Below are 26,821 nucleotides of genomic sequence, written 5' to 3' on the forward strand. Positions count from 1 at the left end.
AGTTGATTGTTTGAATTGATTGGTTGAATTAGTTGGCTTATCTGAGCGGGCTTTTCCCGTTTTTCTTCTTCATTTTTTCATTTTCTACTTTTTGGTTTTCATCCTTCCTTCTGGTTTTTGGTTTTCATCCTTCCTTCTGGTTTTTGGTTTTCATCCTTCCTTCTGGTTCTTTTTCACTCATCTTTGGAGTTTTCTTCCCCTCTTCAGGTCGTTTTTTTTTGCTTGCTTTTTGTTCCCTTTTTTTAAAATCTCCGATGATGTACATAATTTAAGTACGGTTTTGAGCATATAGACGCCCATGCCTGATGTCCTGATTAAAAACACAAGGATTTATTACGATAATGTTCTCCAGCCAGCCGAAATCATAATTGAGGACGGCAAGATCGCGAAAATCGGAAAAGACCTCCGGGTCTCAAGTTCGGATATGATCATAGATGCTGAGGGGGCTCTTACCCTGCCTGCAGGAATTGATGTGCATGTCCACTTCAGGGACCCCGGGATGACGTCCAAGGAAAACTGGCACACAGGGTCCTGTGCGGCGGCGGCGGGGGGAATTACCACTGTCATAGACCAGCCAAACACCGTTCCTCCTACCACTGACCGCCGTTCTTTCGAGCAGAAACTCAAAGTTGCCCGGAAGAAATCGATCGTTGACTTCGGGATTAACGGGGGGGTTACCGGGAACATCGATAAACTCAAAGAGCTCTGGAAGCTCGGGGTTACGGCTTTCGGGGAGATCTTCATGGCTGAGTCCACAGGTGGGCTCAATATCAATGAGGAAGATTTTGAAGGGGCCCTGGCTGAGATTAAGCGCCTGGGTGCCCTTGCCTCCATCCATGCCGAGGACGAAAAGGTGCGCCTTGAACTGGAGGATATGCTGAAATCGGACAGTTCCTATGAATACCACTCAAGGGTACGCCCCAACTTCTGCGAGGCGGGGGCAGTCCAGAAAGCCATGGGGCTCATAAATGCTCTCGAGGTCAGGGCTCATTTCTGCCATATAAGCACCCTGGAGGCTGTCGGGATCATCAGGAAAGAAAAGTACCTGGCAAGAAGGGATAAGAAACAGCCCCTTTTCTCCTGTGAGGTCACCCCACACCACCTCTTTCTCTCAACACATGACTGGGAAAGGCTCAGGTCTTTCGGGAAGATGAACCCTCCTCTCCGGAACATGCAGAGCATCAAGGCTCTCGCAAACGGGCTGAATGACGGGACCATCGATCTCGTGGCTTCCGACCATGCTCCGCACCTGGAGTTCGAAAAAGATACGGATATCCGTGCAGCTCCTGCGGGAGTCCCTGGAGTCGAGACGCTGATGCCTCTCATGCTTGCGGCAGTCCGGAAGAATATCCTGCCCCTCGGGCAGATGATCAGGCTTACGAGCTGGAACCCTGCAAGAATTTTCGGGCTGGATAGGTATTCCAAGGGCAGGCTTGCCGTAGGTTTCGATGCTGACCTTATGATCGTAAATCCCAGGGAACTCCAGCCCATCAGGGCTGATATGCTGCACAGCAAAGCCGGATGGACACCTTTTGAAGGTATGGACGGCGTGTTCCCGCGTTATACGCTCTCAAGGGGAGAAGCCCTCTGGATGGAAGAGTCAATTACTGCAAAACCCGGAAGGGGCAATTTCCTGGAAGGCCGCGGGAAAATGGATGGAGATGATGACTGTTTAGAGGATGGGTTGGAAGCAGATGACTGACTGGCTGACTGATTGACTGAATAAATTGAAAAAAGGTAGGTTGGAGGGGCAGGTAGGTTGCTGAAGGAAATATGAGGTCCCGAAAGTCGGGATCTCCTTCTTTCCAGTCCTGATTTTCAGTAGAGGTCTATTGAGTCGAGCTGGGACTGCAAAAGTTCTTGGTGTTTTTTCTCGAGGAACTTGTAGACTGTGCCGTGGGGGGCACCATCGATGAGCATCTGGATCGCAGTCCGGATTATGGTGTTTTGCTCTGCGTATCCCAGTATGGCAACGGTTTTTCCGTATACTGAGATTTTGACGCCTATCAGGGATTCTGCGAGTTCTCTTGTCCTCCCGTTTCTCCCGATGATTCTTCCTTTTAATCTCTGGAGTTCTTTTTGGGTGTGGGCAATCTCGGAGAGGTCGATAATCTCAAGCATGAGCATATCGTCGTCCAGGATCCTGAGGGCTTTTTCAGGGCTGAATCCCCTGCCTATAGCTTTCAGGGTTTCAAGAGTCCTGAATTCCTTTAAAGGGTCTTCCTCACAGGTGATGTCGATTTTCCCGCTTTCACTGTCAATATCGATTTGACAGGTGGTTTTTTCTTCGATCAGATTTTTCATTTCCCCTTTCGGACCTATGATTACTCCGATCCGTTCTTTTGGGATTTTGACATACTGGGTCATGTTATTTCGCCTTTATTTTTGAGGTAAGTTCTTCCGGGCTTTCTTTTATCCCGAAGCGGCTGAAGTATCTCAGGATATTAAGCACGTCCCTGTGCAGGAACTCCCGTGCGTTGGGGTGTTCCAGGGTTACGGACTGTCCCATGTCAATAAAAACAGGGCTCAGGTCCTCAGGGTCTATGAGGATGTTGTATTCGCTCAGGTCGGCATGCACCAGGTTCGCTTCCGTGTAGAGAAGCCGCATATACTCTACGATTATATCGTAAATCTGCCGGGCATCTTCTTTTCCCAGAGCTACGTTCTTCAGCAGGGGGAAGGGGACTTCGTTTTCTCCCATGAATTCCATTACAAGGATGTTCTTTTCAGCTATTATAGGTTCTGGGACACGCACTCCTGCATTTTTTGCGCGTATGAGGTTCTGGGATTCCTTGCGGGTCCAGGCAAAGACGATATCTCGCTTTTTATGGCGGATATTTGCGAAGCGGGGGTCCTTCATGATGTAGGCGTCCATGGCCTTGAAGGTGCTTGAGCTTATTCTGTATATTTTTACCGCAAGTTCGCGTTCCGGGCCCACGGCATGGAATACATTTGCTTCTTTCCCTGTGCTGATGGACCCTCCCATTGCTTCTATTATCCCCTTTTTCGCCAGGGTGTAGAGGTTTTTCAGGGTGGGAATGTCAAAGACATTTTCTTCCACCTTCAGGGAATCGGAGTCTTTTTCCCTGACGCGCAGGGTGTCAGTGGCTGTGTCAATGCGCCTGACTTTTTTTTCCAGCTCTTTTTTCATGTTATCCTTTCAGGTATCCTTTCCTTTCAAGCCAGTCTACCTGGGGCCTTGTGTACTTCCAGATTACATCAGCTTTCTCGTTCTGGAATTCCCAGGGTGTAACGATGACCAGGTCTCCTTCCCGGAGCCAGGTCCTTTTTTTCATGGAACCCGGGATTCTGCCCATCCGAACGACTCCATCCATACAGCGGAGTTTCAGGCGGTTTGCACCGAGAAGGCTTTCAACCGTTGCCAGGATTTCGTTGTTTTCCCTGCGCGGGGTGCGTACTCTTGCCACGGGTTCTCCGGTGGCGCCAGCCTTGCCTGGGGGTTTTCTTAATTGAGCCAGTTCGATACCTCTTTTATTTATATTTTTGATTTTTTTAATATCCTTCTATTTTTGTATACTTAACTAGCATTATATGTCGTCTTTGGACTTTAAGTTTATTCGTTCTGCTGACTCTGAACTTTATGTTGTTATTTTAATCCTGCGCTTTTCTGCTTTCTCTTTTATTTTTTTTGTTGGTCTCTTTTCCCTTAAATTTCTCCCAATCGTAAGTTATTTATATGGGGTGTGCCATTGTGATGTCCTGCGCGTAACACAAACGCGAGCCGCTCTGGAGGTCTAATTTCCTGGGTGGTGTTCGGAATTTGCCAAGAACAAATCCTTTGAATGTGAGGGGCTTGTTTTCGAAAAAATTTCCCGAACGAAAAGCTTTATATACTAAAACGGATGTACTATGTATCCCAGTCAGCATGAGTCGAAATGTGCTGACAGGTTTTTTGTCATGGTATCTAGGTCGAAGTGTCCTTTATGTTCAAAGGGCAAATGACAACCTTTATATAGCATGAACGCATACATATATATTCCTGCACTATAATTTGTGCAGTGTTTACAAGTTATCATTTAATGGAGACTGAAGCTTTTTTCAGTCTGACGAGGATTTGTCGGTTCGGTTAATTCTGGTCGGTGGTTTTTACAAACTATCGAGAATCTGGAAATAGCTGAATTGGCTGTTTGTGCAGTTTCTACGACCAATTTCTTTAGAACAAGTGTGCGATACATTAATTCTGGTTGATCCTGCCAGAGGTTACTGCTATCGGTGTTTGCCTTAGCCATGCGAGTCAAATGTTCTTCGTGAACATGGCGTACTGCTCAGTAACACGTGGATAACCTGCCCTCAGGTCTGGCATAACCCCGGGAAACTGGGGATAATTCCGGATAACGCAAATGTGCTGGAATGCTTTTTGCGTCAAAGGTCCTCCGCCTGAGGATGGGTCTGCGGCCTATCAGGTAGTAGCGGGTGTAATGTACCTGCTAGCCGACGACGGGTACGGGTTGTGAGAGCAAGAGCCCGGAGATGGATTCTGAGACATGAATCCAGGCCCTACGGGGCGCAGCAGGCGCGAAAACTTTACAATGCGGGAAACCGTGATAAGGGGACACCGAGTGCCAGCAACATTTGCTGGCTGTCCACGTGCGTAAAATGCACGTGTTAGCAAGGGCCGGGCAAGACCGGTGCCAGCCGCCGCGGTAACACCGGCGGCCCGAGTGGTGATCGTTATTATTGGGTCTAAAGGGTCCGTAGCCGGTTTGGTCAGTCTTCCGGGAAATCTGTCAGCTCAACTGATAGGCTATCGGGGGATACTGCTAGACTTGGAACCGGGAGAGGTAAGAGGTACTACAGGGGTAGGAGTGAAATCTTGTAATCCCTGTGGGACCACCTGTGGCGAAGGCGTCTTACCAGAACGGGTTCGACGGTGAGGGACGAAAGCTGGGGGCACGAACCGGATTAGATACCCGGGTAGTCCCAGCCGTAAACGATGCTCGCTAGGTGTCATGCATGGTGCGACCGTGTATGGTGCCGTAGGGAAGCCGTGAAGCGAGCCACCTGGGAAGTACGGCCGCAAGGCTGAAACTTAAAGGAATTGGCGGGGGAGCACAACAACGGGTGGAGCCTGCGGTTTAATTGGACTCAACGCCGGAAAACTCACCGGGGGCGACAGCAATATGTGGGCCAAGCTAAAGACTTTGCCTGAATCGCTGAGAGGAGGTGCATGGCCGTCGCCAGTTCGTACTGTGAAGCATCCTGTTAAGTCAGGCAACGAGCGAGACCCGTGCCCACTGTTACCAGCATGTTCTCCGGAACGATGGGTACACTGTGGGGACCGCTGATGTCAAATCAGAGGAAGGTGCGGGCTACGGTAGGTCAGTATGCCCCGAATCTCCCGGGCTACACGCGGGCTACAATGGTCGGGACAATGGGTCCCTTCCCCGAAAGGGGTTGGCAATCTCACAAACCCGTCCCTAGTTCGGATCGAGGGCTGTAACTCGCCCTCGTGAAGCTGGAATCCGTAGTAATCGCGTTTCAATATAGCGCGGTGAATACGTCCCTGCTCCTTGCACACACCGCCCGTCAAACCACCCGAGTGAGGTATGGGTGAGGGCACGGACATCGTGCCGTGTTCGAACCTGAATTTCGCAAGGGGGGTTAAGTCGTAACAAGGTAGCCGTAGGGGAATCTGCGGCTGGATCACCTCCTAAGCTAAAGAAACTGCCACCGGCCAGAGGCCGAAAAACCGACAGATCCTCAACCCTATTCATATTATACACAATGCACCCGTCGAATGATATCGCCGGGGAAGGATGGATTGTCTGCTTCCGTAGCTGGAAGCCGGCGTGTGAAGTCATGTATAGGTGCTGTATACTGGACGCTTACTGGATCTGGTTAGGTATAACTGGAGTTATGCCGCCAGGTGGATGGCTCGGCTCAAGAGCTGATGAAGGACGTGCCAAGCTGCGATAAGCCTGGGCTAGGCGCATGGAGCCTATGAACCCGGGATTTCCGAATGAGACCTCTCCTTAGTGATCAGTCATGATCGGGAACGCCCCGAATTGAAACATCTTAGTAGGGGCGGGAAAAGAAATCAATTGAGATGCCGTAAGTAACGGCGAGTGAAACCGGCACAGTTCAAACCGAATCCCTTCGGGGACATGTGGTGTTATAGGGCGGTTCTCACGGTTCAGTGATTAAGTCAAACTTGTCTGAAACGGCAGACCATAGAGTGTGATAGTCACGTAGACGTACCCTCACTGAACTTGGACCTGTCCCTGAGTACCGTGCGTTGGATATCGTGCGGGAATTTGGGGGGCACCAACCTCCAAAACTAAATACTCCTTGAGACCGATAGCGAAATAGTAGGGTGACCGAAAGCTGAAAAGTACCCCGAGAAGGGAGGTGCAAAGTGCCTGAAACCTGGTGGCGATAGTACGATACGGCACGCAAGGATCTCTGATACGAAGGAAACAGCCGCGAGGCTGCAGTACGAGTATCACTGCCGGTGTCGTATCTTACGTTTTGAAGAACGGGCCAGGGAGTGTATCTCGGTGGCAATGGCTAACCTTTTTATCTGGGCAGCCGAAGCGAAAGCAACATGTGCGCAACTCTTCTGAGTGAGGCACGGCGTATACAAGTGCGTGGAGTCACCGGGTTACGACCCGAAGCCGGGCGATCTAGGCGTGGGCAGGTTGAAGCGTGGCGAAAGCTACGTGGAGGACCGCAAGCGGTATTGATCTGCAAATCATTCGTGTGACCTGCGTCTCGGAGTGAAATGCTAATCTAGCCCGGCATCAGCTGGTTCCTTCCGAAACATGTCGTAGCATGACCTGATCTGAGATCGTCGGTGGAGTAGAGCACTGATTGGTGGTCCCGGGGGAGAAATCCCTCAACCGCTTGTCAAACTCCAAACCCACCGTCATCGTAGACGATCGGAGTCCGGACTGCTGGGGTAAGCTTGTAGTCCGTAAGGGAGACAACCCAGCCCGTGGTTAAGGTCCCGAAGTGTCGACTAAGTGTTAACGCTAAAGGGCGTCCTAAGCCCCAGACAGCTGGAAGGTTAGCTCAGAAGCAGCTACCCTTTAAAGAGTGCGTAACAGCTCACCAGTCGAGGTTTGGGGCCCCGAAAATTGACGGGGCTCAAGTCGACCACCGATACCACGGAGTACCGCAAGGTAATCTCGTAGGAAGGCGTTGTGTTCGGGCGGAAGCTGGGCTGTGAAGTCCAGTGGACCGTTCACAAACGAAAATCCTGGTAATAGTAGCAGCATAGCAAGGTGAGAATCCTTGCCGCCGAAGGGGCCAGGTTTCCTCGGCAATGTTCGTCAGCCGAGGGTTAGTCGGTCCTAAGACGTACCGTAATTCGAGTACGCCGAAAGGGAAACAGGTTAATATTCCTGTACCATTTAACACTAAAGCCTGACGTTTTGGGGCAGGTTGAGCGGCGTCGTCGCGCCGTCTAAGCAGCGAACCCCGTGGAGAGCCGTAATGGCGAGAAGCGGGCGAATCTGTCATGGCGTAAGTCAGCTTCACCCCGGAACCCGTGAAAAGGGCAGTTAAATGTCCGTACCGAGAACTGACACAGGTGCCCCTAGCTGAAAAGGCTAAGGCGTGTCGGATCAATTCAGTTAAGGGAATTCGGCAAATTAGCTCCGTAACTTCGGGAGAAGGAGTGCCTGCTGTGTAGACAGCAGGTCGCAGTGACCAGGGGGCTCTAACTGTCTAATACCAACATAGGAGATCGCAAACCCGTAAGGGCTAGTACGATCTCTGAATCCTGCTCAGTGCAGGTACCTGAAACCCCGGTTCAACGGGAAGAAGGGCCTGTAAACAGCGGGGGTAACTATGACCCTCTTAAGGTAGCGTAGTACCTTGTCGCTTAATTGGCGACTTGCATGAATGGATCAATGAGAGCCCTACTGTCCCTAACTGGAGTCCGGTGAAGCTTACATTCTAGTGCAAAGTCTAGAGACCTCTAGGGGGAAGTGAAGACCCCATGGAGCTTTACTGCAGCCTGTCGTTGTGTTGTGGTTTTGGATGTACAGTGTAGGTAGGAGACATCGAAGCGGGTGCGCCAGCATCCGTGGAGTCGCCATTGGGACACTACCCTTCTGAGACTATGACCCTAACTCCGCGAGGAGGACCCCGATAGGTGGGCAGTTTGCCTGGGGCGGGACGCCCTTGAAAAGATATCAAGGGCGCGCAATGGTTGACTCAAGCGGGTCGGAAACTCGCTGAAGAGTGCAAGAGCATAAGTCAGCCTGACGTTAATCAGCATAGCAGTGGTTGACGAGACGAAAGTCGGTTCTAGCGAACTTTTGAGCCTGCTTGGTGCGGGCCAAAAATGACAGAAAAGTTACCCTGGGGATAATTGTGTCGTTGCCGGCAAGAGTACATATCGACCCGGCAGCTTGCTACCTCGATGTCGGTTCTTTCCATCCTGGCTGTGCAGCAGCAGCCAAGGGTGAGGTTGTTCGCCTATTAAAGGAGATCGTGAGCTGGGTTTAGACCGTCGTGAGACAGGTCGGTTACTATCTACTAGAGGTGTCTGAAGTCTGAGGGTAAGCTGCTTTTAGTACGAGAGGAACAGAGCAGCGGCGCCACTGGTGTACCGGTTGTCCGACAGGGCATGCGCCGGGCAGCTACGCGCTACGGAATAAGAGCTGAATGCATCTAAGCTCGAAATCCCGCCTAAATAAGAGACTTCGTTAAGGTTCCCGGTACAAGACCGGTTTGATAGAAACGGGATGTAAGCACCAAGGCAACGAGGTGTTCAGTCCGCGTTCACTAACCATCCGTTCCGGTTTACCATTTTCCAGATCCAGGCGAAATCCAGTATGCAGCACTGTTATACATGACTCTTATTCACATTTTCTAATCCATTTCACAGGTTGAGTATGGCGGCCATAGCGGCAGGGCAACTCCTGTACCCTTTCCGAACACAGAAGATAAGCCTGCCTGCGTTCCACACTGTACTGAAGTGCGCGAGCCTTCGGGAACTCTGGCACGCTGCCATATTCACCTTAATCTACTCCCTTTTCCTAACAAATTTTGTTTTTAAGAGTTTTTACTGTCTTTGTTTTTTTATATTTCTTTTCTTTATCATTATCCGATTCTCATTTTTTTGTCCGCTTGATCGAGCGTAGCGAGTGAAACGGACGGCGTACTTCCGTGTCGCAACTCGGAGAAGATAAGCCTGCCTGCGTTCCACACTGTACTGAAGTGCGCGAGCCTTCGGGAACTCTGGCACGCTGCCATATTCACCTTAATCTACTCCCTTTTTTCTAACAAATTTTGTTTTTAAGAGTTTCGACTGTCTTTGTTTTTTATATTTCTTTACTTTATCATTATCCTATTCTCATTTTTTTGTCCGCTTGATAGAGCTCAGCGAGTGAAACGGACCGCGTACTTCCGTGTCGCAACTCGGAGCTTTCAACTTTATCTCTAATCAGTTCTTTTGATTTTCCTCCTTAAGTCAGGACCTCCATGCCAGCATACAGGGCCACCAGTGGCATGGTGATTACAAAGATCATTATAGCTGGCAGAAGCACTAATAAGGAGGACTTTTCAAGGATTATGTTATGGACGAAAGTGCTCCCTATGCCATAAAGGTATACACTATATAGTCCGAAGATTATTCCTATATACGGAATCCAGGCTAACGACAGTACGGCAGTCGCATAGGCTGTAATTCTAACCGTTCCTTCGTAAGTCCCTGATCCTCCCAGGGTTCTGAACAAAAAATAGAGAATAGCCGCTTCAATAAATAGAGATATTGTACCTGCAATCGGGGTAATTATTATCGACGCGGGCACCATAAAAGAAGGCAGTTCCCCTTGAAAGGGAAACATACTCCGATTAAAGACCATTGTAAATAAACCGTAGATTGCAAAGCTAATTCCTGCGAATTTTATCGGGTCGCTATAGCCTCCTTCTCTTGGCATATTCTGATAAAACCCTGGAGAATTCAAAACGACCTCTTTCCATGTTCCAATATATCCTATAGGACTACCCCCCTTTCCTAATATCCCTTTCCTAATATGTTATATATTTATTTAAATAGATTTATTTAATTAACCGGGAAAGTTGGTTCAGCTAAAGACGCTGAAGTGAACTATCTGAAAACCTTTTTTACTCCGGGGGGAGCTGTTCGGGGTGATGATTATTGGGGGGATTGGACTCGATATGCTCCGGGAAAAGAACAAACAGGTAACTCCACAAAAAATCAGGATCGTCAAAAATAGAAAAGTGCTGGCTTCAGGTCTGATTACCCGAAGCCTCCTTCTTTTTTTCAGTTTTTCAAGCGAGAAGCTTTAAAATGACGTCTTTCCAGCCCATGACAAAGACGATCAGGATAACCAGGGGGAGGACATATGTCACATATGGCTTGATCCATTTAGGGAACTTGATCCCTTCCCCGGTGTCAGCTTCCTTTATGAAGTTGCTCCAGCCCCAACCAAAGCCGTTGGTACAGAAGAGTACAAAGACCAGGGCTCCCAGGGGCAAGAGGTTGTTACTCAGGATAAAATCTTCGAGATCCAGCACAACCGTACCTTCTCCCAGGGGGGCAAAGCTGCTCCAGGGCCCAAAACCGAGAGCACAGGGCAAAGAGAGAATGAAGATTCCAATCCCGTTCATGAGAGCGGCTTTCTTTCGGGTCCATCCCCATTCGTCAATTGTGAAGGCCATGATGTTTTCAAAGACGGCAATCACGGTGGTCATGGCTGCAAAGGTCAGGAACAGGAAGAAGAGAGTTCCCCATATCTGGCCTCCGAGCATCTGATTAAAGATGTTTGGAAGGGTAACGAAGACCAACCCGGGTCCTGTTCCTACGTCCACTCCGAAAGCGAAGGCCGCGGGAAAAATTACCATGCCTGCAAGCAGGGCAACTATCGTGTCAAGCGCCATTACGTGTAGGGACTCTCCTGTCAGGGAACGTTCTTTACCTATGTAGCTCCCGAAAATAGCCATGCTTCCTATCCCCAGACTCAGGGTGAAGAAGGCCTGTCCCATGGCGGCGTAAATAGCTTCCCCGCTAAGGCTTGAAAAGTCCGGCTTCAGGTAGAAGGCAAGGCCTGCCGAGGCTCCAGGAAGGGTAACGGATTTGGCTACCAGAATGAGAAGCATGATGAACATGCCTGACATCATTATTTTTCCCGCTTTCTCCACTCCTTTTTGAAGTCCCAGGGAACATATGAAAAAGCCCAGGAGGACGACAATTGCCATCCAGAATATAAGTTCTCCAGTGCTGCCAAGGAATGCCCCGAACATGGCTCCGATTTCTGCCGGTTCCAGTCCGTTGAAAGCTCCCGTAGCCTCCCTGTATAAATAGGCAAAACCCCAGCCTGCTACTGTGGTATAGAACATCATGAGGATAATGTTTCCAAGGATTCCCAGATAGCCCACTATATGCCATTTGCTTTTCGAGGGTTCCAGGGCTCTGATTGCACCTGCAATGTTTTTACGGCCTGCCCTTCCGATGGAAAACTCCATTATCATGATAGGCAGCCCGAGCAATAACAGGAATACGAGGTATACCAGAACGAAAGCAGCTCCCCCGTATTTTCCGGTAATGAAGGGGAAACGCCAGACGTTCCCGAGCCCTATTGCGCATCCGGCCGAGATTAATAAAAAGCCGATCCGGCTCGCAAGCTGCTCTCGCTCATCAGTTTTTATTTCTGACATCTTTTTTTCTCCTGAATGCTGCATTCTTTCATCCATTCAGTTCCTTTTTTTAGTTAGGGATGTTAGCATAACATTAGTGATCTGTAGTGTCAAATGATTTTTCTCCGGGTCGTGTCCAACGGTTCTAATATTATTTTTTTATAATAATGGGTGTTATGTTATGTTCTACGATGCCGTACTATGTAAAATCATGTCACACCGTGCCCATTAATGTAGAATTAATAACTTATTCTTTTAAAAACATATCTTTTTTATATTAACTGAGATTGGGGGTTGATGTATTGAGAAGAGCATTTTTGTATAAAAATCATCAAAGTGTTTATTCGGGATATCATTCATATGGAGTTTCATTTCAGAATAGTTGAATTCTGCCTTATAGTCTGATTTGACCCAAATCTGTAAATCTTGTACATTTGGTGCTGGCTGTCGGATTGGGTTTCAGAACAGTTCCGGGATGGGCTGGATAATTAATAATTTCAAAATTGTATATTTTGTACAGTTGGCACTGGCTGTCGGATTGAGTTTCAGAAAAGTTCCAGGATGAGCTGGATAATTAATAATTCCAAAAAAGGGAAATATTCCAAAATCCAGAAAAGGGTTGTTTAATACTCTACAAAATTAAATTCAGTAATCTCTAATATTAAATCCAGTAATCTCTAAAATTAAAGGAAATCAGGCAGAAGAGAGTGCCACTATGGCTTCTGCCAGATCTCCGGTTGAGTTTTTGAGGGCTTCACGGGCTTCTTCTTCGGAGACGCCTGTCTGCTCCATTACAAGTTTGATGTCATCTTCGGGGATATCAAGTTCTTTGGGAACTTCCCTAGCGTCACCGACGATTTGATAGGTGTCCGAACCCTGAACCGTCATGATGGTGACGTTTGCGTTTTCAATAATTATATTGGAGTCTGCAGTCTTTATAATTATTTCTTCAACGTCGTTGAGTTCCTTTGTGTTTATCCCCATCTGTTTCATCATCTGTTTCATTTTAGCCGGGTTCATACCCCGGCCTCCCATGCCTGGAAACATAAGATCCCCTTCTCCTTTTTTTTAAGTTTCCGCGTTCTTCTTCAATAAGATACTTTTATCTGCAGTTTGATGTTGCTATTTAGTGGCATCCACCGCAGGTTCCGCATCCACCGGCGTTCGGGTTCCGGATCAGGAATCCTTTGCCGTTTTCATCCTCGACAAAATCGATGCTGCCATCGGGGAAGTTTTTCTGGATGTCCTTTGCCATAACAAGCTTGATACCATTGCTTTCCATTGTTACGTCGTCTTCCTTTATTTCTTCGTCAAGGGCGAGTCCGTACTGTGGGCCGCTGCAGGCTATTCCGGCAACGAAAATCCTGAGAGCAATGTCTGGCTTGTTTTCCTGGTCAAGCAGTTCTTTAAGTTCGGCGGCTGCTCGGTCTGTTACTTCGATCATTCTATATACCTCTTCTGTATTTTTCAAAAATGTCAATTTATTCTAAGTTTGATTTTTCTAATGTAAGATGCCATCCGTTACAGGTTACAGGTAACTTCTCAGCGTTATATACCCTAACTTCGAAACGTTATATAACCTTGCATTTAATACATTATAACGCTTGTGCGAGGTTATGCCTCTTTTTTGTTCAAAAGAGTCTGGCTTTCGAAGAAAGGCCGTACAGGGCATGGTCCGGATTTTTGCTTCAAGAATCCGGGGGTCCCATGTACGTGTAATTATATTTACTATTTTATATAATTTTCTACTCATAATATCGTTTGCTTCACGGGCGCTTCCTTTACACAAATTCCGCATCTTCATCCACGGGTGCTTCCAGCACCTCGGCGTTGTAAGCGTTGATTTCCAGGGAATTTCGTTTCCCTTTTACTTCCCAGACCGGAATATACACGAGCTCTAATTCAAGTTCGATGTCTTCATGTTTTGGTTTGACGCTTCTCTGCTCATAGACGATTGCCTGCCCTTCGGTGTTGTTGAAGCGCATTTCCCGGGTGTTTTCTTCGATGATTTCGTCCAGAAGCAGTTTTTCTGCCTGCTGTTTATTGACGTTTGTCCTTTTTACTTCGTAGACCACTGCCGGGATCCGGGTCGGGGATTCGAGGCCTTCAAGCTCTATGTCTTCTTTTGTCTTGTTCAGGGCGTTGAGGAAACCTTTTCCTTCTCCGGTGATGCTCAGGACCTTGGATCTGAAGCGTTTCTCCGATTCTACGTTATAAGAGTATTTCCAGAAAGGCACAAACTTCAGGATGGCATCTTTCGGGTTGCTTAAATATGGTTTTGCGATTATGATGGCCTGTTCTTTGGAAATCCCGGGTTCGACCGATTTTATATTCAGGATATCGTAGGAATCGACTTTGGGGACTTCAATCTGCTCATGCTTTTTTGAAGGATTCCTTTCCTCCGGAGTTTTTGGGGCTGACCCCGGTACAAAATAAGTTTTTTCCTCTTCAGCCTGCATCTCCTGGAGCGGGACAAGTCCGTTGCTAAAGTCAGTTCTCAGTATCGGACTTTCATTCTCCGCTTCTCCGCTATCCATAGTTAGATCTCCAGGTACCTCGTTGAAGTGCGCCGGGACCTCTTCCTCTACTTTTTCCGGGGTTTCGGAGTCCTGCAGAGGGACGGTTTCCTTCCTCTCCATGTTTGCCAGGACAGCTCTCCCTATCTGGAGGGCAAGTTCGTCCCTGTCCCAGACATAGACCCCGAGTTCGGCCGCGTAGTCGTTAAGTTCTCCCGTGGTTTTCTGGGTTATAACATAGATCCCTGTGCTGTTGTCGATTTCATCGGAAAAAGCCTTTATTTCCCTGTAGTCAGGCTGCAGTGTACACCGGACAAATGCCTTGTGCCCGTTTTTCTCCACCAGGATATCACAAGGGTTGGATATTGTAACACTGTATCCGGATGATTTGAAAATATCCACAAGGATTTCTAACAGGTCTTGCTTCATGATTCTCATTCGCTTATATCTTATACAGCTAAAATAGTTTATGTTTACTATTGAAATATAATAATTTTGGGTCTAATCCGGATTCCGGCTGTCCTTCTCTGCCAACTTTCATATTTTAATTAACTAGTTATGGTGCAGCTATATATTAAATCAGTGTCTAATCAGGTAAGTATGAGTGGGATCTGGCTTGGGGCAGATTCGTTTTCATCTTATGAAGCGGGCATTGAAAAGGAATGGCTCGTAGGGAACGGGCTTGGTGGATATGCCTCGTCCACTGTCATAGGTGCCGCTTCAAGGACCTACCACGGGCTACTGGTTGCAGCTCCCAAGGGGGCTTCAGGCAGGTTCCTCCTGCTTTCCTCCCTTGACGAGGAACTTTCTTGCGGGGAAGAGGTCTTTAGCCTGGCAGTCCATAAGTATCCGGGTACCGTCCATCCCGAGGGCTTTTCCTACCTTGATAAATTTTCCCTCACTCCTTTTCCTGTCTGGGTATACCGGGCCGGGGACCTTACGGTTAAAAAAAAGGTGTTCATGGTCTACGGCAAAAACACAACTGTAGTGCTTTACGAAATAAAGTGCGGAAGGGAAGAGGCCCGGCTGAGGATCTATCCTCTTGTAAATGCCAGGAGCTTCCACGCTACAACTCGTTCCGGTGACCTCGACTTTTTCCAAGAAATTGAGACAAACGGGTTGCGACTTGAAAGCTCAAACGGTTTTGTATTCCGGATAAAATCCAACCTGGAATATCACCCTGAACCCCGGTGGTACTATAATTTCGAATACGGGGCGGAATTGAAAAGAGGACTGGCTTTTCAGGAAGATAATTTCAACCCCGGTTTTTTTGAAATCGGAGTCAAGAAGGGGACTTCCCGCTTTTTTGTTGCCTCTTCTATGGAAGATATTTCGTCCCTTTCTCTCGAAGATGCCGAAGAACTCTACACCCGCGCAGTCTACCGGCAAAATCTCCTTGCCTACAATTCGATGCTTTCGGAACCTTTTGCCCTCAAGCTTCTAAGGGCCACGGACCCTTTTATCGTAAAGCACCCTGCCACTGGCGAAAAATCCGTTATTGCCGGTTATCCCTGGTTTTCAGACTGGGGTAGGGATGCCATGATCGCTCTTCCGGGTCTGACTCTGGTGCCCCGCCGCTTTGAAGATGCGCGTTCCATTCTTGCAAACTTTTCCCGGAACTGCCGCAGGGGACTGATACCTAACAGTTTCCCGGCTCTCGGCGGAGCTCCTGTTTACAATACCGTTGACGCCTCCCTCTGGTTCATTCAGGCTCTGGGCCGTTACTTTGCATATACCAAGGACCTCGTTTTTCTCTCGGATGTCTGGAACACCCTGGAAGATATTATCAGGCACTACAGTCAGGGCACGGACTTCGGGATCGGGATGGACTCTGATTTTCTCATAAGGCAGGGGCCACAGCTAACCTGGATGGATGCGAAAGTCGATTCCCGTGCAGTGACTCCGAGAGCAGGCAAAGCGTGCGAGATCAATGCTCTCTGGTACAATGCCCTGAAAATCACCTCCGAACTCGGGGAATTGCTGGACATGGACACCGCAAACTATGAGTCTCTTGCAGAAGGAGCAGCTTCGAACTTTGAAGCCCTTTTCTGGAACTCCGAATATAATTGTCTCTTCGATATCGTTTCCACGGATATCACCGACGAAGCCGGAAACCCTCTAAAAGACTCTGCCATCCGTCCCAATCAGATCCTTGCAGTCGCCCTCCCCTACACCATGCTCACTCCTTACAAAGAAAAAGCCATTGTGGACCGGGTCGAGCAGGACCTGCTCACACCTTTCGGCCTCCGCACCCTTTCAAGGGACCACCCCCACTATACTGGCCACTACCGGGGGAACCCCAAAGCCCGGGACCTCGCCTACCACAACGGCACGGTCTGGCCCTGGCTCCTTGGTGCCTACGTCAAAGCCTACCGGAAAGTCCATAATAATTCAAAAGAAAGCCTGGAAGACATGCGCTCCCTTCTCCTGGGCTTTGACAAACAGCTCGAAGAAGCTGGTGTCGGTAGCATTTCCGAAGTCTTCGACGGCGACTACCCCTACGTTCCCGGCGGCTGCCCTGCCCAGGCCTGGAGTGTCGCGGAAATCCTGAGGGCTTATGTAGAAGATGTGCTTGGGACAAAGCCTTAAGACACGGATTTAAAGGGTTTTTCAAAAAAGTAAAGGATCAGGCCCCTTTTCAGGGACCCGGATCTCAATTAATGATTTTTCACGTTTCAAGCAGGGTCAGGATTCGGTGTAGCTTGTCGTCCCTGACTTGACGTCTCCATTCCAGGGAATCGTATGGCTCACACTGTTCACGGTAAAGGTGAAAGTCAATGTGCCTTTTTTGTACTTGACCTCATCTGAATAAACCGTCACAGCCCCGTTTGCGTTTGTCACGGCAGAATTCGGCTCACTCACCGAGCCGCTCCAATCTCCGGAAACCTTAGCATCTTCAACCGGATTTCCATTACTGTCCCGGACAGTGACAACTGCCTTCCCGGAAACGAACGTATTTCTTCCGGCATTCCTGAGGTTCGGAGTTACTTCCACGCTGTCAATGTAGAGGCTGGCTCCACTGTTTGCCGCTGCAACCTCCGTGGTGGTTGTGTCCGTATCTGTTGCACCTTTGTTGTCAGTTACTGTCAGGATGACATTATAGGTCCCTGCGCCGGTATAGCTGTGCTTGGGTGCAACTCCCGTACCTGAACTGCCGTCCCCAAAGTCCCACTCGTAGGAAGCAATGCCTCCATCAGGATCAGGGTCAGATGAGTTTGATCCATCAAATGCTACGGGCTGTCCTTCCTCAGCACTGTACGGGCCTCCGGTGTCGGCTACCGGGGGATTGTTCACAGGTTTTGTGGTAGGGACTTCACTTATCTCTACTGTGGTGCTGCCTGTACTTGCGGCATTTTCGTTATCCCTGACTGTAAGGCTGACTATGTAAACTCCGGCTTCATTGTAATTATGGGTGGCAGTTTCCCCGCTACCTGTACTTCCATCTCCAAAGTCCCATTCATAAGAAACAATGCTTCCGTCCTGGTCCGGGTCATATGAGTTTGATCCGTTAAAGGTCACTGTCTGTCCTTCTTCAGCGCTGTACGGACCTCCGGCATTGGCTACAGGTGGGGTATTCGGGGCTGGAGGCTGCTGTGCCTTTCCCATATAATCCAGGGCGGCTTTTGCATCCACAATGCCGTATCCGTAGTACTGGTCCCATCCCGGTTCCCCTTTATCCTTTGCGCTTTGTTCGATTGCAGTTCTGACTTCTTCAGGAGTGGATGAGCCGTTTGCTATCAGGAGGGCTGCAACACCTGAGACGTGCGGGGTTGCCATGGATGTGCCCTGGAAGAACCAGAAGTTGAATTTTGTCGGGTCCCCGTCAAAAGTATTCTGCAGGATTCCGTCTCCGTATCCATCCCCGTTCTGGTCGACGGTTGAGTCTCCTCCGGGGGCGGTTACGTCAAGGGCACTCCCGTAGTTAGAGTAGTAAGCCAGTGTCCCGTCGTACTTTGTAGCACCTACTGCAATGCATTTATCATAGGCCGCAGGATAGCCGACAGTGCCTGTCCCATCATTTCCTGCGGCAGCAACAATGGTGATCCCGTTATCGTATGCATATTCGAGTGCATTGTCAAGGGCAGGGCCGGGGTAGTATCCGGGAGAGAATCCCAGGCTCATGCTGATGACCTGTGCGCCGTTATCTGCTGCGAAATAAATGCCGTCGATGAGTTGCTGGAGGGTCCCGCTTCCTTCCGCGTCAAGGACTTTCACGGGCATTATCGTACAGTCATATGCCACCCCAGCCACTCCGTATCCGTTATTGGTACTCTGGGCTATGGTTCCGGCTACATGGGTCCCGTGCTGGTTGTCATCATTTGGATGGGCATCGTTGTTGATAAAGTCGTAACCAGGGGTAAAACTGGTGCCTGCAAGGTCCGGGGCTATGCTGTACGGACCGTAATTTTCGTAGGCAACCCCACTGTCCAGTACCGCAACTGTGACTCCTTCCCCTGTGGATATTTCCCATGCGGGCTCGACATTAATCCCGCCTATTCCGTCCTTGAAATTCCATTGTAGGTAGTAGTAAGGGTCATCCGGTGCCCCGGCTGCATGCGCAATAGCGTTGGGCACTGCATATTCGACATTCGGGTTTCTGCTGTAGGTTTCTACCATCTCTTCGACATTTTTTGTTTTTGGGATCTTCAGCTTTTTGAACCCTGCATAGGGGCTCGCGTATACAGCTTGAGTCCCGTGTCCGGCATTGATCCTTGCGATCTTTTCTTCGGATACTCCTGGCTTGAACTTCACGAGGATTTCCCCTGGGACATACTCCTGTTCCCCGGGCATTTTGATCGTCAGTTTCTCAAAGATGTCGTAGGGCCTGTTGTTCCCCGCTGCCAGTGCAGAAGCCGGCAGGACTACCCCTGTAAGTAATATACACAGTATTAACAGGGGGATTATTTTGTTTTTTAATCTGAACTCCATCCTCTTCATCCTCATACTTTTTAAAAAATATTGGCTATTATCCTCTGTTTTCTTCCTGAAATGAATACCAAATTTTTTATTCTCTTACAGGTATTCTTTCTATAGAATTTAATATATATCTTACTAATTTTTAGTACTTTATTTATGTGGTTTTTATTTCTTCCTATTTGTTTTTTAATGTATCTTGGATTCCAACTAATGATGGTGTTTTTTCATTTTATCTCGAAAATCCAGTGATGAAAGTTTTTTAAAAAAAGCAGCTATATAAGGCAGGAAAAGACTGGATGATATGGTTTTTCTTAATCGGTTAATCTGAATGTATTAATCTAAATATCTTCAAAATTTTTATTCATGTAAGGCGGATAAGTTGTACTAAATTATAGTTAAGTATGCTTGAAAAAATTGTAACAATATCCCGTTTAGGTGGCAAACCTGGTAAGGGGTATCTTCCAGGTTTTTTCCAAATTAACCCCCTGAATAGTTTTGTGTCAGTCGGAACATTCAATTTAAACATTTTTTAATTCATGGGGGTTTCCCGTGTTCACTTATCACTTTTAGTAATGAAGTTTCAGTACTACCTCAAGATATCCTCAGACCCATGGCTCAGGCTCTTGGATTAAGCTGCCCGGTTAAGTTTCCCGGTTAAGTTTCCCTATTAAATTACCTGCTTAAGTTAATGGCTCATGCTCACGGCTTAGGCCCATAGCTCAGGTTCTCAGCTTTTTGATTTGTGAATTTTATCTGTTTTTTCCAAAAAAGAATCTGAAAGGCCCCTTCTGTGGGGCCTTAAATTTTTTATCCCTTATTTTCGGGCTTAAGGATAGAATGCCGTTCCGGATGTGGGATTTCCGTCCCACGTTATTGTATGGCTCACATTGTTTACGGTAAAGGTGAACGTTAATGTGCTCTTTTTGGGGTAGATGGCCTCATCTGAGTTAACCGTTATTGTCCCTGTTGCACCAGTCACAGCAGAATCCGTATCACTGGCTGCACCGCTCCAGCAGCCGGAAACTGTAGCACCTTCGACAGGATTATTGTTTTTGTCAAGGATGGTCACAACAGCAGTTGCGGTAACGTAAGTTATTCCGGTAATTTTGGTACCTGTTGTTGTCACACTTACCCCGTCAATGTGTATGACGTTTTCCGCAACCAGAGTGGCTGTGTCAGTACCCGTGGCGTCTTTGTTGTCCCATACTGTAAGGGTTACATTATAGGTTCCTGCGGTTGAATAGGCGTGGTTCGGAGCAATTCCCGATCCTGTACTTCCGTCTCCAAAGTCCCACTCATAGGAGGTAATATATCCGTCACTGTCGTATGAACCTGATCCGTCAAAGGTCACTGTCTGTCCTATTTCACTACTATAAGGGCCTCCTGCATCGGCTACCGGGGAGTTATTCGGGGCTTGAGGCTGGGTTATATATTCAAGGGCGGCGGTTGCATTTACCAGGCCGTATCCATAATACTGGTCCCAGCCCTGGTCTCCCATATCCCTTGCCGTATTTTCTATTGCTGCCCTGATTTCATAGGGGGTAGCTTCACTGTTTGCTTCAAGCATCAGGGCTGCGATCCCTGAGACATGCGGGGTTGCCATGGATGTCCCTGTGAGGAACCACCAGTTGAAATCTGTGGGATCTTTTGTCTGGATGTTAAAGGTATTCTGGAGGACACCGTCCATGTATCCGTCACCGTTTAGGTCCTGGGAGTCTCCTCCGGGAGCTACCACATCAAGTTCTGTCCCGTAGTTCGAGTAGTCTGCCTTCACACCGTTATAATTGGTCGCCCCGACTGCAATGCACCTGTAATAAGCTGCGGGATAACTCACCGAACCTGTCTGCTCATTCCCGGCGGCGGCAACGATGGTGACGCCGTTATTGTATGCATATTCGAGTGAATCGTCGAGGGCCTGGCCAGGATAGTATCCGGGGTCAAAAGTGAGGCTCATGCTTATGATGTCTGCTCCGTTGTAGGTGGCAAAATAAATGCCGTCTATAAGCTGCTGGAGGGTCCCGTTTCCGCTTCCAGCCATGACTTTCACGGGCATTATGGAACAGTCATATGCAACTCCGGCTACTCCGTACCCGTCGTTTGTGTTCTGGGCTACGGTTCCGGCCACATGGGTTCCGTGATAGTGGTCGTCATTCGGGTGGGCATCGTTGTTTACAAAGTCATACCCCGGGACAAAATTGGTTTTTGAGAGTTCCGGGGCTACAATATACGGGCCGTAATTTTCGTATGCTACTCCGGTATCAAGCACTGCGACTACTACTCCCTGCCCTGTGGAAATGTCCCATGCAGGTTCGACATTTATCCCTCCTATTCCGTCCTTCAAATTCCACTGGTAGCTGTATAACGGGTCATTGGGTACCATGGAGGCCTGTGCGATCGCATTGGACAGCGCATATTCGACGTTCGGGTTCTTGCTGTAGATCTCTACCATTTCTTCGACGGTTTTGCTTTTAGGGATTTTGAGCAGTTTGAATCCTGCATAGGGACTGGTGTATATTTCTTCTGTCCCGTGTCTGGAGTTGATGTTTGCGATTTTTTCTCTGGAAACTCCGGGCTCGAACTTGACTATGATCTCCCCAGGAACATATTTCTGGTTCTGCGTATCGTCCGGCATCCGGGTCTGTGAACCTTCTTGAATCTGGTTATACGAATCGTCTAATATATTCTTTTCAAAGGTGTCATAGGGTTCTGCCTGCACAAACGCAGATGCAGGAAGAACCGCTCCCAGAATTACTGTGCACAAAACTAACACAGGCAAAATTTTGGTTTTTAATTTCAGCTTCATATTCATCTCCTCATGCGATTTTTGCAATTGCTTTATGTGGTTCGCAATTTTTTTTGAGAATTGAAGCAATTGAAATACTGTCCCCACTCAGTATTATTTTTGCTACAGTATTCGGTATATACTTTCTAACTTTTATGGGTTTGTTCGTATAGTGTGTAGTTTATTCGTCTATCATTCATCCATTGGTTTACTCAATGGCCTGTTTGCAGTTCCTTCGCCTCAGGTTTCCCGGGTGGAAATTTTTCCGATCGAGTTAATTTTTATACCATGTAAGCCATCAATACGCACATGATCGACTTCGACACCCTGAAATACGAAAACGGCCTGATCCAGGCGATTGTCCAGGACCTTACGACCAGGGAAGTGCTGATGTGTGCCTACATGAACCGGGAAGCCCTTGAAAAAACCGTAGAGACCGGGATTGCCCATTTCTGGAGCCGGAGCCGGAAGAGTTTGTGGAAAAAAGGGGAGACGTCGGGGCACTTACAGAAGGTAAAAGAGATCAGGATCGACTGCGATATGGATTCCGTGCTCTTGCTGGTTGAACAGGTGGGCGGGGCATGTCACATGGGCTATCGTTCATGCTTCTACCGGAACCTCGAGGGAGAGGTTGTCGGAGAGAAGGTTTTCGAGCCGAATGACGTGTACTGAATGATTTATCGGGTATGAGATTTGTTGGGTATGAGATTTGTTGGGTATGAGATTTGTTGGGTATGAGATTTGTTGGGTATGAGATTTGTTGGGTATGAGATTTGTTGGGTATGAGATTTGTTGGGTATGAGATTTGCCGGGTATGAGATTTGCTGGGTATGAGATTTGCCGGGTATGAGATGTACTGAATTTAGGGGGTATGCTGAAGTTTTTCCGAGATGTTTTAAGGGTTTTTCAACATATTTCAGGTCTCTGAGAACCTTGATTTCCTTCAAATTTATGTTTCAACTTTTTTTCATCGCAAAGAAAGCCCCAGAAGTTTTATTATATACTTCTCGGGTCTATCCCCTTATATGGCAGAAGAGACGCGGATATGCAGGATTGTTCCGGATACCAGTGTGATTATTGACGGGAGAATCTCGGCCAGGGTCAGGAGCGGTGAGTACAGGGGAGCTGAGGTCATCGTTCCTGAAGCCGTGGTGTCGGAACTGGAAGCCCAGGCAAACAAGGGCAGGGAAATCGGTTACAAAGGGCTGGATGAACTTTCGGAACTGCACAGGCTTGCTGAGAGAGGCGATATCACCCTGAAGTTCAGCGGGGTCCGGCCCACCCTGGAGGAAATCAAGCTTTCGAAAGAAGGTAGAGTGGATGCTCTGATCCGCAGCACGGCCCTTGAGGTAGGCGGGCTTTTTGTGAGTGAGGACCGGGTCCAGTCCCTTATTGCGGAAGCCAGGGGGATTGATGTGGATTACGTGCTCCCGAAGGTCGTGGACCCTTCGGAACTGGGGCCTCTCAGGGTAGAGCATTTTTTCACTGACGATACCATGTCCGTCCACCTCAAAAATAGGGTTTCTCCCATGGCAAAGAAGGGGCCGGTGGGTAGAGTGCGCTATCTCAGGATCCGGGACGAGCCTGTTTCAATTGCGGAACTTCAAAGCATTTCCAAAGAGCTTATCGAAAGGGCAAGGGTCGACCCCGAATCCTTTATTGAGATGTCTTCTGCCGGGGCAACGGTCCTGCAGATCCGGAACATGCGGATTGCAATTGCCCATCCTCCTTTTTCCGATGACATGGAGATTACCGTGGTCCGTCCCACGGTTATCGTGGACCTTGAACAGTACCGTCTGAGTGATAAATTGAAAGAACGCATCGAAAGCCAGCGTGGCATCCTCATTGCCGGGCCTCCGGGAGCCGGGAAGTCTACTTTTGCAGCCGGGGTTGCACGCTACCTGAATGATCACGGGCAGGTGGTCAAGACCATGGAATCCCCAAGGGACCTGCAGGTGCCGCCAGAGATTACCCAGTATTCCCCTCTGAACGGGCGGATGGAAGATACTGCAGACCTCCTGCTCCTGGTAAGGCCTGACTATACGGTTTACGATGAGGTCCGGAAGACCAGCGATTTCCTGATCTTTGCGGACATGCGCCTTGCCGGGGTCGGGATGATCGGAGTTGTGCATGCAACCCGGGCCGTGGACGCAATCCAGCGCCTGATCGGAAGGGTAGAACTGGGGGTTATCCCTCAGGTAGTGGACACGGTTATTTTTATTGACAAAGGAGAGGTTGCAAAGGTCCTTGTGCTGGCTTTCACGGTCAAGGTGCCCCACGGAATGGTCGAACAGGACCTTGCCAGGCCTGTCATTACAATTGAGGACTTCGAGACCGGAAAAGTTGAGTACGAGATCTACACCTACGGCGAGCAGGTCGTGGTCATGCCTATCGGGACCAGGAAAGAGGAACGAAAACCGGCCTGGAAACTTGCGGAAGAAGAGATCCGGAACGTTATCCGGAAGTATGCAAGTGGTCCCGTTGAAGTGGAGGTGACTTCGGATAACAGTGCTATAGTGAAAGTCCGGGGCACGGAAATGCGAAAAGTTATCGGAAAAGGAGGGAGTGTAATCGACAGGATCGAAAAGACGCTGGGAATCCATATTGACGTCCGGGAATTCGAGTCAGAACCCTCCAGGCCCGCAAAAGAAATGAAGTACGCCGGGAAGTCCGAAGCCTACATGAAAACTGCCGGAATGACAGGTTTTCCGGAAGCCGACCTTCCTGTTTCAGTCCATCCTCTCCTGGAAAAAACAAAAAAACACCTCATCCTCAGTGCTCCTGAACTGGCAGGAGGGGATGTTGAAATCTATATCGAAGACGAATATATCTTCAGCGCAACCGTTAGCAGGCACGGAGACGTGAAACTCAGGATTAATTCGGACCTTGCCCAGGAAATCATAGAAGCTATGGACAGTGGGGAACTAATCGAAATCCGGAAGATTTAATCTGCTCAGGATATTTTCCTTTTCCTTTTCCTTTTCTTTTCCTTTCTTTTTCCCTTTTCTTTTTATGTCCTGTTTTTCCTTTTTCATCTTTTGATTCTACTCCTCTTCTTTAATATTTAAGTCACTAATCCAAAAATTTATATTGTGTCCTCGCTTCAATTCATATTAGAAATTTAAGTGGGGGTATGATTTAATTGGGTAAGGTACGTGAAGTAGGTCCCGAAATCAGGGAAGACCTGCACGGGAGGATTGAGGTTTTTGACCAGAGCATCCGAAGTTTTGAAAAGCGGCTCAGGGCAGTAGAGCGCCGTTTGTCCGTGGAAACGCCCGGGAAGTTGCAGCCCGGTGGTTCCTTCTCTAATTCTTTTTCCGATTCGTTTCTGAAAGGAAATCCTGGGGATTCCATCGCCAGTTCTTCGGTTTCTCCTGAGTGCCCTTCCGTTTCTCCTGAGAATTCTTTAACGTTGCCTGAGGGTTCTTTACCTTCCGATGAGGTCTCTTCGCTTTCGGAAACAGGAGTTTCGAACCTTTCCTTCAGCGCCGTGCTTTCCTCCGCCGATGTCTCGGAAGGTCCTTTTATTTTCGTGAATACCTCTTCCGAAGTCTCCTCGGGTGCCGATAAAGTGAAGGAGATAAATGCCCTGTTTGCCGGGTTTTCCGAAAGCTTGCGCTCTCTTCAGGAGGCAATAATCGGGCTTTCGGATTTTGTACACGGTGAACTGAGTGCCGAACTCGAGACTATGGACCGGGAAATAAAGGATGCATGTGAAAGGGAAGTTGCAGCAAGGGAGTCTGCAGAAAGACTTGAACAGCGCCTTGAGGTTGTTGAGAACCAGAATCGCTTCACCCTGGGCTCGATCAAGGTGCCGGTGGAGATCTCCGGAATTACGGGTTCCTCGGTCCTTTTCCTTACCGGTTTTCTGGTCTGGTCAGGGCGCTGGGATATAATAAGGTCTCCGTTTTTCTCCCTGGGGCTTGCAGCGCTGATGGCCGCAGCCGTGCTTTTGAAGTTTTATATGATGAACCGGGAACAGAAATCGATGACAGGTCAGGAATAAAAACAAAGAGAAAAAAGTCCCGGGTCCCGGGCCTTTACAATAATTTCCTCGAGGGTATACGTTTCGCATCTCTGGAATGTGATCTCCGATCTGTCTTTTTCGGACATGCCGCAGCCTTGAAAATTACCCTATGCTACTGCGAATCAATATCCTGTAATGTCCGTGAATAAAGCTTTCCTTATTCAGGAGCTTTAAGAGATACGGGAGCTTAGCACATCATTAATATATATCATCACTTCCATTTGTTTTGGATATCCACTTTCTCCTGTGGTGATATTTATTATAGAATTGATAAAAGCTCTTATTCTGGGATTCACAGTAGGCATATCTGCTGCTCTTGTCCCTGGCCCCATGATGTTTGCAACTATTGTGACGTCCTTTAAGGTGGGCTGGAAGGCGGGGCCCTCAGTATTTATCGGGCATGCAATGACAGAATCGACATTATTTATGCTCATCGTGGCCGGGGCATCGTCTTTCATCGGGGTAAATCTAATCTCATATATGGCTGTAATTGGCGGTTTGGTAATGGTACTTTTCGGGTTTTTTATGATTAAAAGTGCAAAAGAAACCTCTAAAAAAGATATTTCTGCCTCAGCCAGTAAATTGGATCTGTCGGTTGGGCCATTGCCTGCAGGGATTGTAACCTCTGCATTGAACCCTATGTTTCTGGGATGGTGGCTGACAGCAGGCAGCGCAATTGTCCTTCAGCAGTACCTTGCAGGCATCTTTGCCGTAATTGCGTTCATCGCCGGGCACTGGTTGGCAGACCTCGGCTTTCTTGTAGCTGTAGCATCATCTTTTTCCAGGGGAAAGGAGCTGATCTCACAGCGTACACATGAAAGGGTACTATACCTCTGCGGAGGATTTATGGCGCTTTTTGGCCTGTTCTTCCTGCTCAATTACAAAAACGTTTCTGCCATGGTCTGAATCGGTGAGTACTGTTGCCTGATCCCATGTTAACAGTTAAAA

Annotated in this window: 19 protein-coding genes and 3 rRNA genes; 10 read left to right on the forward strand and 12 right to left on the reverse strand. The window is 48.4% G+C overall.

All coding sequences use genetic code 11. From position 1 onward, the window contains the following. Nucleotides 1-124 precede the first annotated feature (124 nt). Nucleotides 125-265: a hypothetical protein gene (locus ACSAZK_RS13435; RefSeq protein WP_440954609.1), complete on the reverse strand. Its 141-nt coding sequence runs from the start codon at nucleotides 263-265 to the stop codon at nucleotides 125-127. Between the two features lie 33 nt (nucleotides 266-298). On the opposite strand from ACSAZK_RS13435, the gene ACSAZK_RS13440 reads away from it, so the two are divergent. Next, entirely contained in the window at nucleotides 299-1,702 is a 1,404-nt protein-coding gene (locus tag ACSAZK_RS13440) for a dihydroorotase (protein ID WP_440954610.1), read from the forward strand. A 116-nt stretch (nucleotides 1,703-1,818) separates the two neighbouring features. Here ACSAZK_RS13440 and ACSAZK_RS13445 read toward each other — a convergent pair whose 3' ends face one another. Genes ACSAZK_RS13445 through eif1A form a run of 3 tightly spaced genes read right to left on the reverse strand, consistent with a single transcriptional unit; the run spans nucleotide 1,819 to nucleotide 3,485 of the window. Next, complete coding sequence (locus ACSAZK_RS13445) at nucleotides 1,819-2,367, reverse strand: KH domain-containing protein (RefSeq protein WP_440954611.1); 549 nt, start codon at nucleotides 2,365-2,367, stop codon at nucleotides 1,819-1,821. 1 nt (nucleotide 2,368) lies between these two features. After that, nucleotides 2,369-3,151 carry a serine protein kinase RIO gene (locus tag ACSAZK_RS13450; RefSeq protein WP_440954612.1) on the reverse strand — a complete coding sequence of 261 codons (783 nt, stop codon included), beginning with the start codon at nucleotides 3,149-3,151 and terminating at the stop codon, nucleotides 2,369-2,371. Between the two features lies 1 nt (nucleotide 3,152). Beyond that, entirely contained in the window at nucleotides 3,153-3,485 is a 333-nt protein-coding gene (gene eif1A, locus ACSAZK_RS13455) for a translation initiation factor eIF-1A (RefSeq protein ID WP_440957022.1), read from the reverse strand. A 713-nt stretch (nucleotides 3,486-4,198) separates the two neighbouring features. On the opposite strand from eif1A, the gene ACSAZK_RS13460 reads away from it, so the two are divergent. The 3 genes from ACSAZK_RS13460 (at nucleotide 4,199) to rrf (ending at nucleotide 8,985) form a co-directional block, all read left to right on the forward strand. Then, nucleotides 4,199-5,673 (forward strand): 16S ribosomal RNA (locus ACSAZK_RS13460). A gap of 190 nt (nucleotides 5,674-5,863) precedes the next feature. Further along, nucleotides 5,864-8,777, forward strand: a 23S ribosomal RNA gene (locus ACSAZK_RS13465). An 86-nt stretch (nucleotides 8,778-8,863) separates the two neighbouring features. Then, nucleotides 8,864-8,985, forward strand: a 5S ribosomal RNA gene (gene rrf, locus ACSAZK_RS13470). Together the 16S, 23S and 5S rRNA genes form the textbook arrangement of a ribosomal RNA operon. Nucleotides 8,986-9,437: 452 nt before the next feature. Here the strand turns inward: rrf and ACSAZK_RS13475 are convergent. Further along, the gene (locus ACSAZK_RS13475; RefSeq protein ID WP_440954613.1) at nucleotides 9,438-9,938 is read right to left on the reverse strand and encodes a YIP1 family protein; all 501 of its coding nucleotides are present in this window, start codon (nucleotides 9,936-9,938) and stop codon (nucleotides 9,438-9,440) included. Nucleotides 9,939-10,122: 184 nt separating this feature from the next. Between ACSAZK_RS13475 and ACSAZK_RS13480 the strand changes: the two genes are divergently transcribed. Continuing rightward, complete coding sequence (locus ACSAZK_RS13480) at nucleotides 10,123-10,284, forward strand: hypothetical protein (protein WP_440954614.1); 162 nt, start codon at nucleotides 10,123-10,125, stop codon at nucleotides 10,282-10,284. Here the strand turns inward: ACSAZK_RS13480 and ACSAZK_RS13485 are convergent. The 4 genes from ACSAZK_RS13485 to ACSAZK_RS13500 form a co-directional block, all read right to left on the reverse strand. Beyond that, entirely contained in the window at nucleotides 10,267-11,652 is a 1,386-nt protein-coding gene (locus ACSAZK_RS13485) for a sodium-dependent transporter (RefSeq protein WP_440954615.1), read from the reverse strand. The two genes, ACSAZK_RS13480 and ACSAZK_RS13485, sit on opposite strands and share 18 nt — an antisense overlap. A gap of 672 nt (nucleotides 11,653-12,324) precedes the next feature. Continuing rightward, nucleotides 12,325-12,678, reverse strand: a complete 354-nt coding sequence (locus ACSAZK_RS13490; protein ID WP_440954616.1) for a nascent polypeptide-associated complex protein — start codon at nucleotides 12,676-12,678, stop codon at nucleotides 12,325-12,327. Between the two features lie 79 nt (nucleotides 12,679-12,757). After that, entirely contained in the window at nucleotides 12,758-13,075 is a 318-nt protein-coding gene (locus ACSAZK_RS13495; RefSeq protein WP_048180643.1) for a HesB/IscA family protein, read from the reverse strand. Between the two features lie 337 nt (nucleotides 13,076-13,412). Then, complete coding sequence (locus ACSAZK_RS13500) at nucleotides 13,413-14,585, reverse strand: hypothetical protein (RefSeq protein WP_440954617.1); 1,173 nt, start codon at nucleotides 14,583-14,585, stop codon at nucleotides 13,413-13,415. A gap of 162 nt (nucleotides 14,586-14,747) precedes the next feature. Here ACSAZK_RS13500 and ACSAZK_RS13505 point away from each other — a divergent pair, with 162 nt between their 5' ends. Next, entirely contained in the window at nucleotides 14,748-16,736 is a 1,989-nt protein-coding gene (locus tag ACSAZK_RS13505; RefSeq protein WP_440954618.1) for an amylo-alpha-1,6-glucosidase, read from the forward strand. 96 nt (nucleotides 16,737-16,832) lie between these two features. Here ACSAZK_RS13505 and ACSAZK_RS13510 read toward each other — a convergent pair whose 3' ends face one another. Together ACSAZK_RS13510 and ACSAZK_RS13515 are read right to left on the reverse strand one after the other, a co-directional pair. Beyond that, the gene (locus ACSAZK_RS13510) at nucleotides 16,833-19,076 is read right to left on the reverse strand and encodes a S8 family serine peptidase (protein WP_440954619.1); all 2,244 of its coding nucleotides are present in this window, start codon (nucleotides 19,074-19,076) and stop codon (nucleotides 16,833-16,835) included. 814 nt (nucleotides 19,077-19,890) lie between these two features. Next, a complete protein-coding gene (locus ACSAZK_RS13515) occupies nucleotides 19,891-21,825 on the reverse strand; it encodes a S8 family serine peptidase (protein ID WP_440954620.1) in 1,935 nt (644 codons plus the stop codon). 330 nt (nucleotides 21,826-22,155) lie between these two features. Here ACSAZK_RS13515 and hisI point away from each other — a divergent pair, with 330 nt between their 5' ends. From hisI to ACSAZK_RS13530, 3 genes are all read left to right on the forward strand, one after another. Beyond that, nucleotides 22,156-22,518 carry a phosphoribosyl-AMP cyclohydrolase gene (hisI, locus tag ACSAZK_RS13520; protein WP_440954621.1) on the forward strand — a complete coding sequence of 121 codons (363 nt, stop codon included), beginning with the start codon at nucleotides 22,156-22,158 and terminating at the stop codon, nucleotides 22,516-22,518. 353 nt (nucleotides 22,519-22,871) lie between these two features. Then, the gene (locus ACSAZK_RS13525; protein ID WP_440954622.1) at nucleotides 22,872-24,794 is read left to right on the forward strand and encodes a PINc/VapC family ATPase; all 1,923 of its coding nucleotides are present in this window, start codon (nucleotides 22,872-22,874) and stop codon (nucleotides 24,792-24,794) included. Between the two features lie 194 nt (nucleotides 24,795-24,988). Further along, nucleotides 24,989-25,852 carry a hypothetical protein gene (locus tag ACSAZK_RS13530; protein WP_440954623.1) on the forward strand — a complete coding sequence of 288 codons (864 nt, stop codon included), beginning with the start codon at nucleotides 24,989-24,991 and terminating at the stop codon, nucleotides 25,850-25,852. A gap of 191 nt (nucleotides 25,853-26,043) precedes the next feature. Here the strand turns inward: ACSAZK_RS13530 and ACSAZK_RS13535 are convergent, their stop codons facing one another. Beyond that, nucleotides 26,044-26,331 (reverse strand): hypothetical protein, encoded by a 288-nt coding sequence (locus ACSAZK_RS13535; protein ID WP_440957124.1) that lies wholly within the window; start codon nucleotides 26,329-26,331, stop codon nucleotides 26,044-26,046. On the opposite strand from ACSAZK_RS13535, the gene ACSAZK_RS13540 reads away from it, so the two are divergent. Beyond that, entirely contained in the window at nucleotides 26,237-26,779 is a 543-nt protein-coding gene (locus tag ACSAZK_RS13540) for a LysE family transporter (protein WP_440957023.1), read from the forward strand. The genes ACSAZK_RS13535 and ACSAZK_RS13540 overlap by 95 nt on opposite strands. Nucleotides 26,780-26,821 lie beyond the last annotated feature (42 nt).

This window comes from Methanosarcina sediminis (assembly GCF_052056915.1).
GTDB lineage: Archaea > Halobacteriota > Methanosarcinia > Methanosarcinales > Methanosarcinaceae > MTP4.

Excerpts from the sequence above, each read along its gene's own strand:
- ACSAZK_RS13535 (WP_440957124.1), bottom strand. The coding sequence starts at position 26,331 with ATGAAAGACGATGCCCCGGCCACGATGAGCATAAATAATGTCGATTCT.
- ACSAZK_RS13510 (WP_440954619.1), bottom strand. The coding sequence starts at position 19,076 with ATGGAGTTCAGATTAAAAAACAAAATAATCCCCCTGTTAATACTGTGT.
- ACSAZK_RS13495 (WP_048180643.1), bottom strand. The coding sequence starts at position 13,075 with ATGATCGAAGTAACAGACCGAGCAGCCGCCGAACTTAAAGAACTGCTT.
- ACSAZK_RS13505 (WP_440954618.1), top strand. The coding sequence starts at position 14,748 with ATGAGTGGGATCTGGCTTGGGGCAGATTCGTTTTCATCTTATGAAGCG.
- ACSAZK_RS13525 (WP_440954622.1), top strand. The coding sequence starts at position 22,872 with ATGGCAGAAGAGACGCGGATATGCAGGATTGTTCCGGATACCAGTGTG.
- hisI (WP_440954621.1), top strand. The coding sequence starts at position 22,156 with ATGATCGACTTCGACACCCTGAAATACGAAAACGGCCTGATCCAGGCG.
- ACSAZK_RS13485 (WP_440954615.1), bottom strand. The coding sequence starts at position 11,652 with ATGTCAGAAATAAAAACTGATGAGCGAGAGCAGCTTGCGAGCCGGATC.
- ACSAZK_RS13435 (WP_440954609.1), bottom strand. The coding sequence starts at position 265 with ATGTACATCATCGGAGATTTTAAAAAAAGGGAACAAAAAGCAAGCAAA.
- ACSAZK_RS13500 (WP_440954617.1), bottom strand. The coding sequence starts at position 14,585 with ATGAGAATCATGAAGCAAGACCTGTTAGAAATCCTTGTGGATATTTTC.
- ACSAZK_RS13440 (WP_440954610.1), top strand. The coding sequence starts at position 299 with ATGCCTGATGTCCTGATTAAAAACACAAGGATTTATTACGATAATGTT.
- ACSAZK_RS13445 (WP_440954611.1), bottom strand. The coding sequence starts at position 2,367 with ATGACCCAGTATGTCAAAATCCCAAAAGAACGGATCGGAGTAATCATA.
- ACSAZK_RS13490 (WP_440954616.1), bottom strand. The coding sequence starts at position 12,678 with ATGTTTCCAGGCATGGGAGGCCGGGGTATGAACCCGGCTAAAATGAAA.
- ACSAZK_RS13450 (WP_440954612.1), bottom strand. The coding sequence starts at position 3,151 with ATGAAAAAAGAGCTGGAAAAAAAAGTCAGGCGCATTGACACAGCCACT.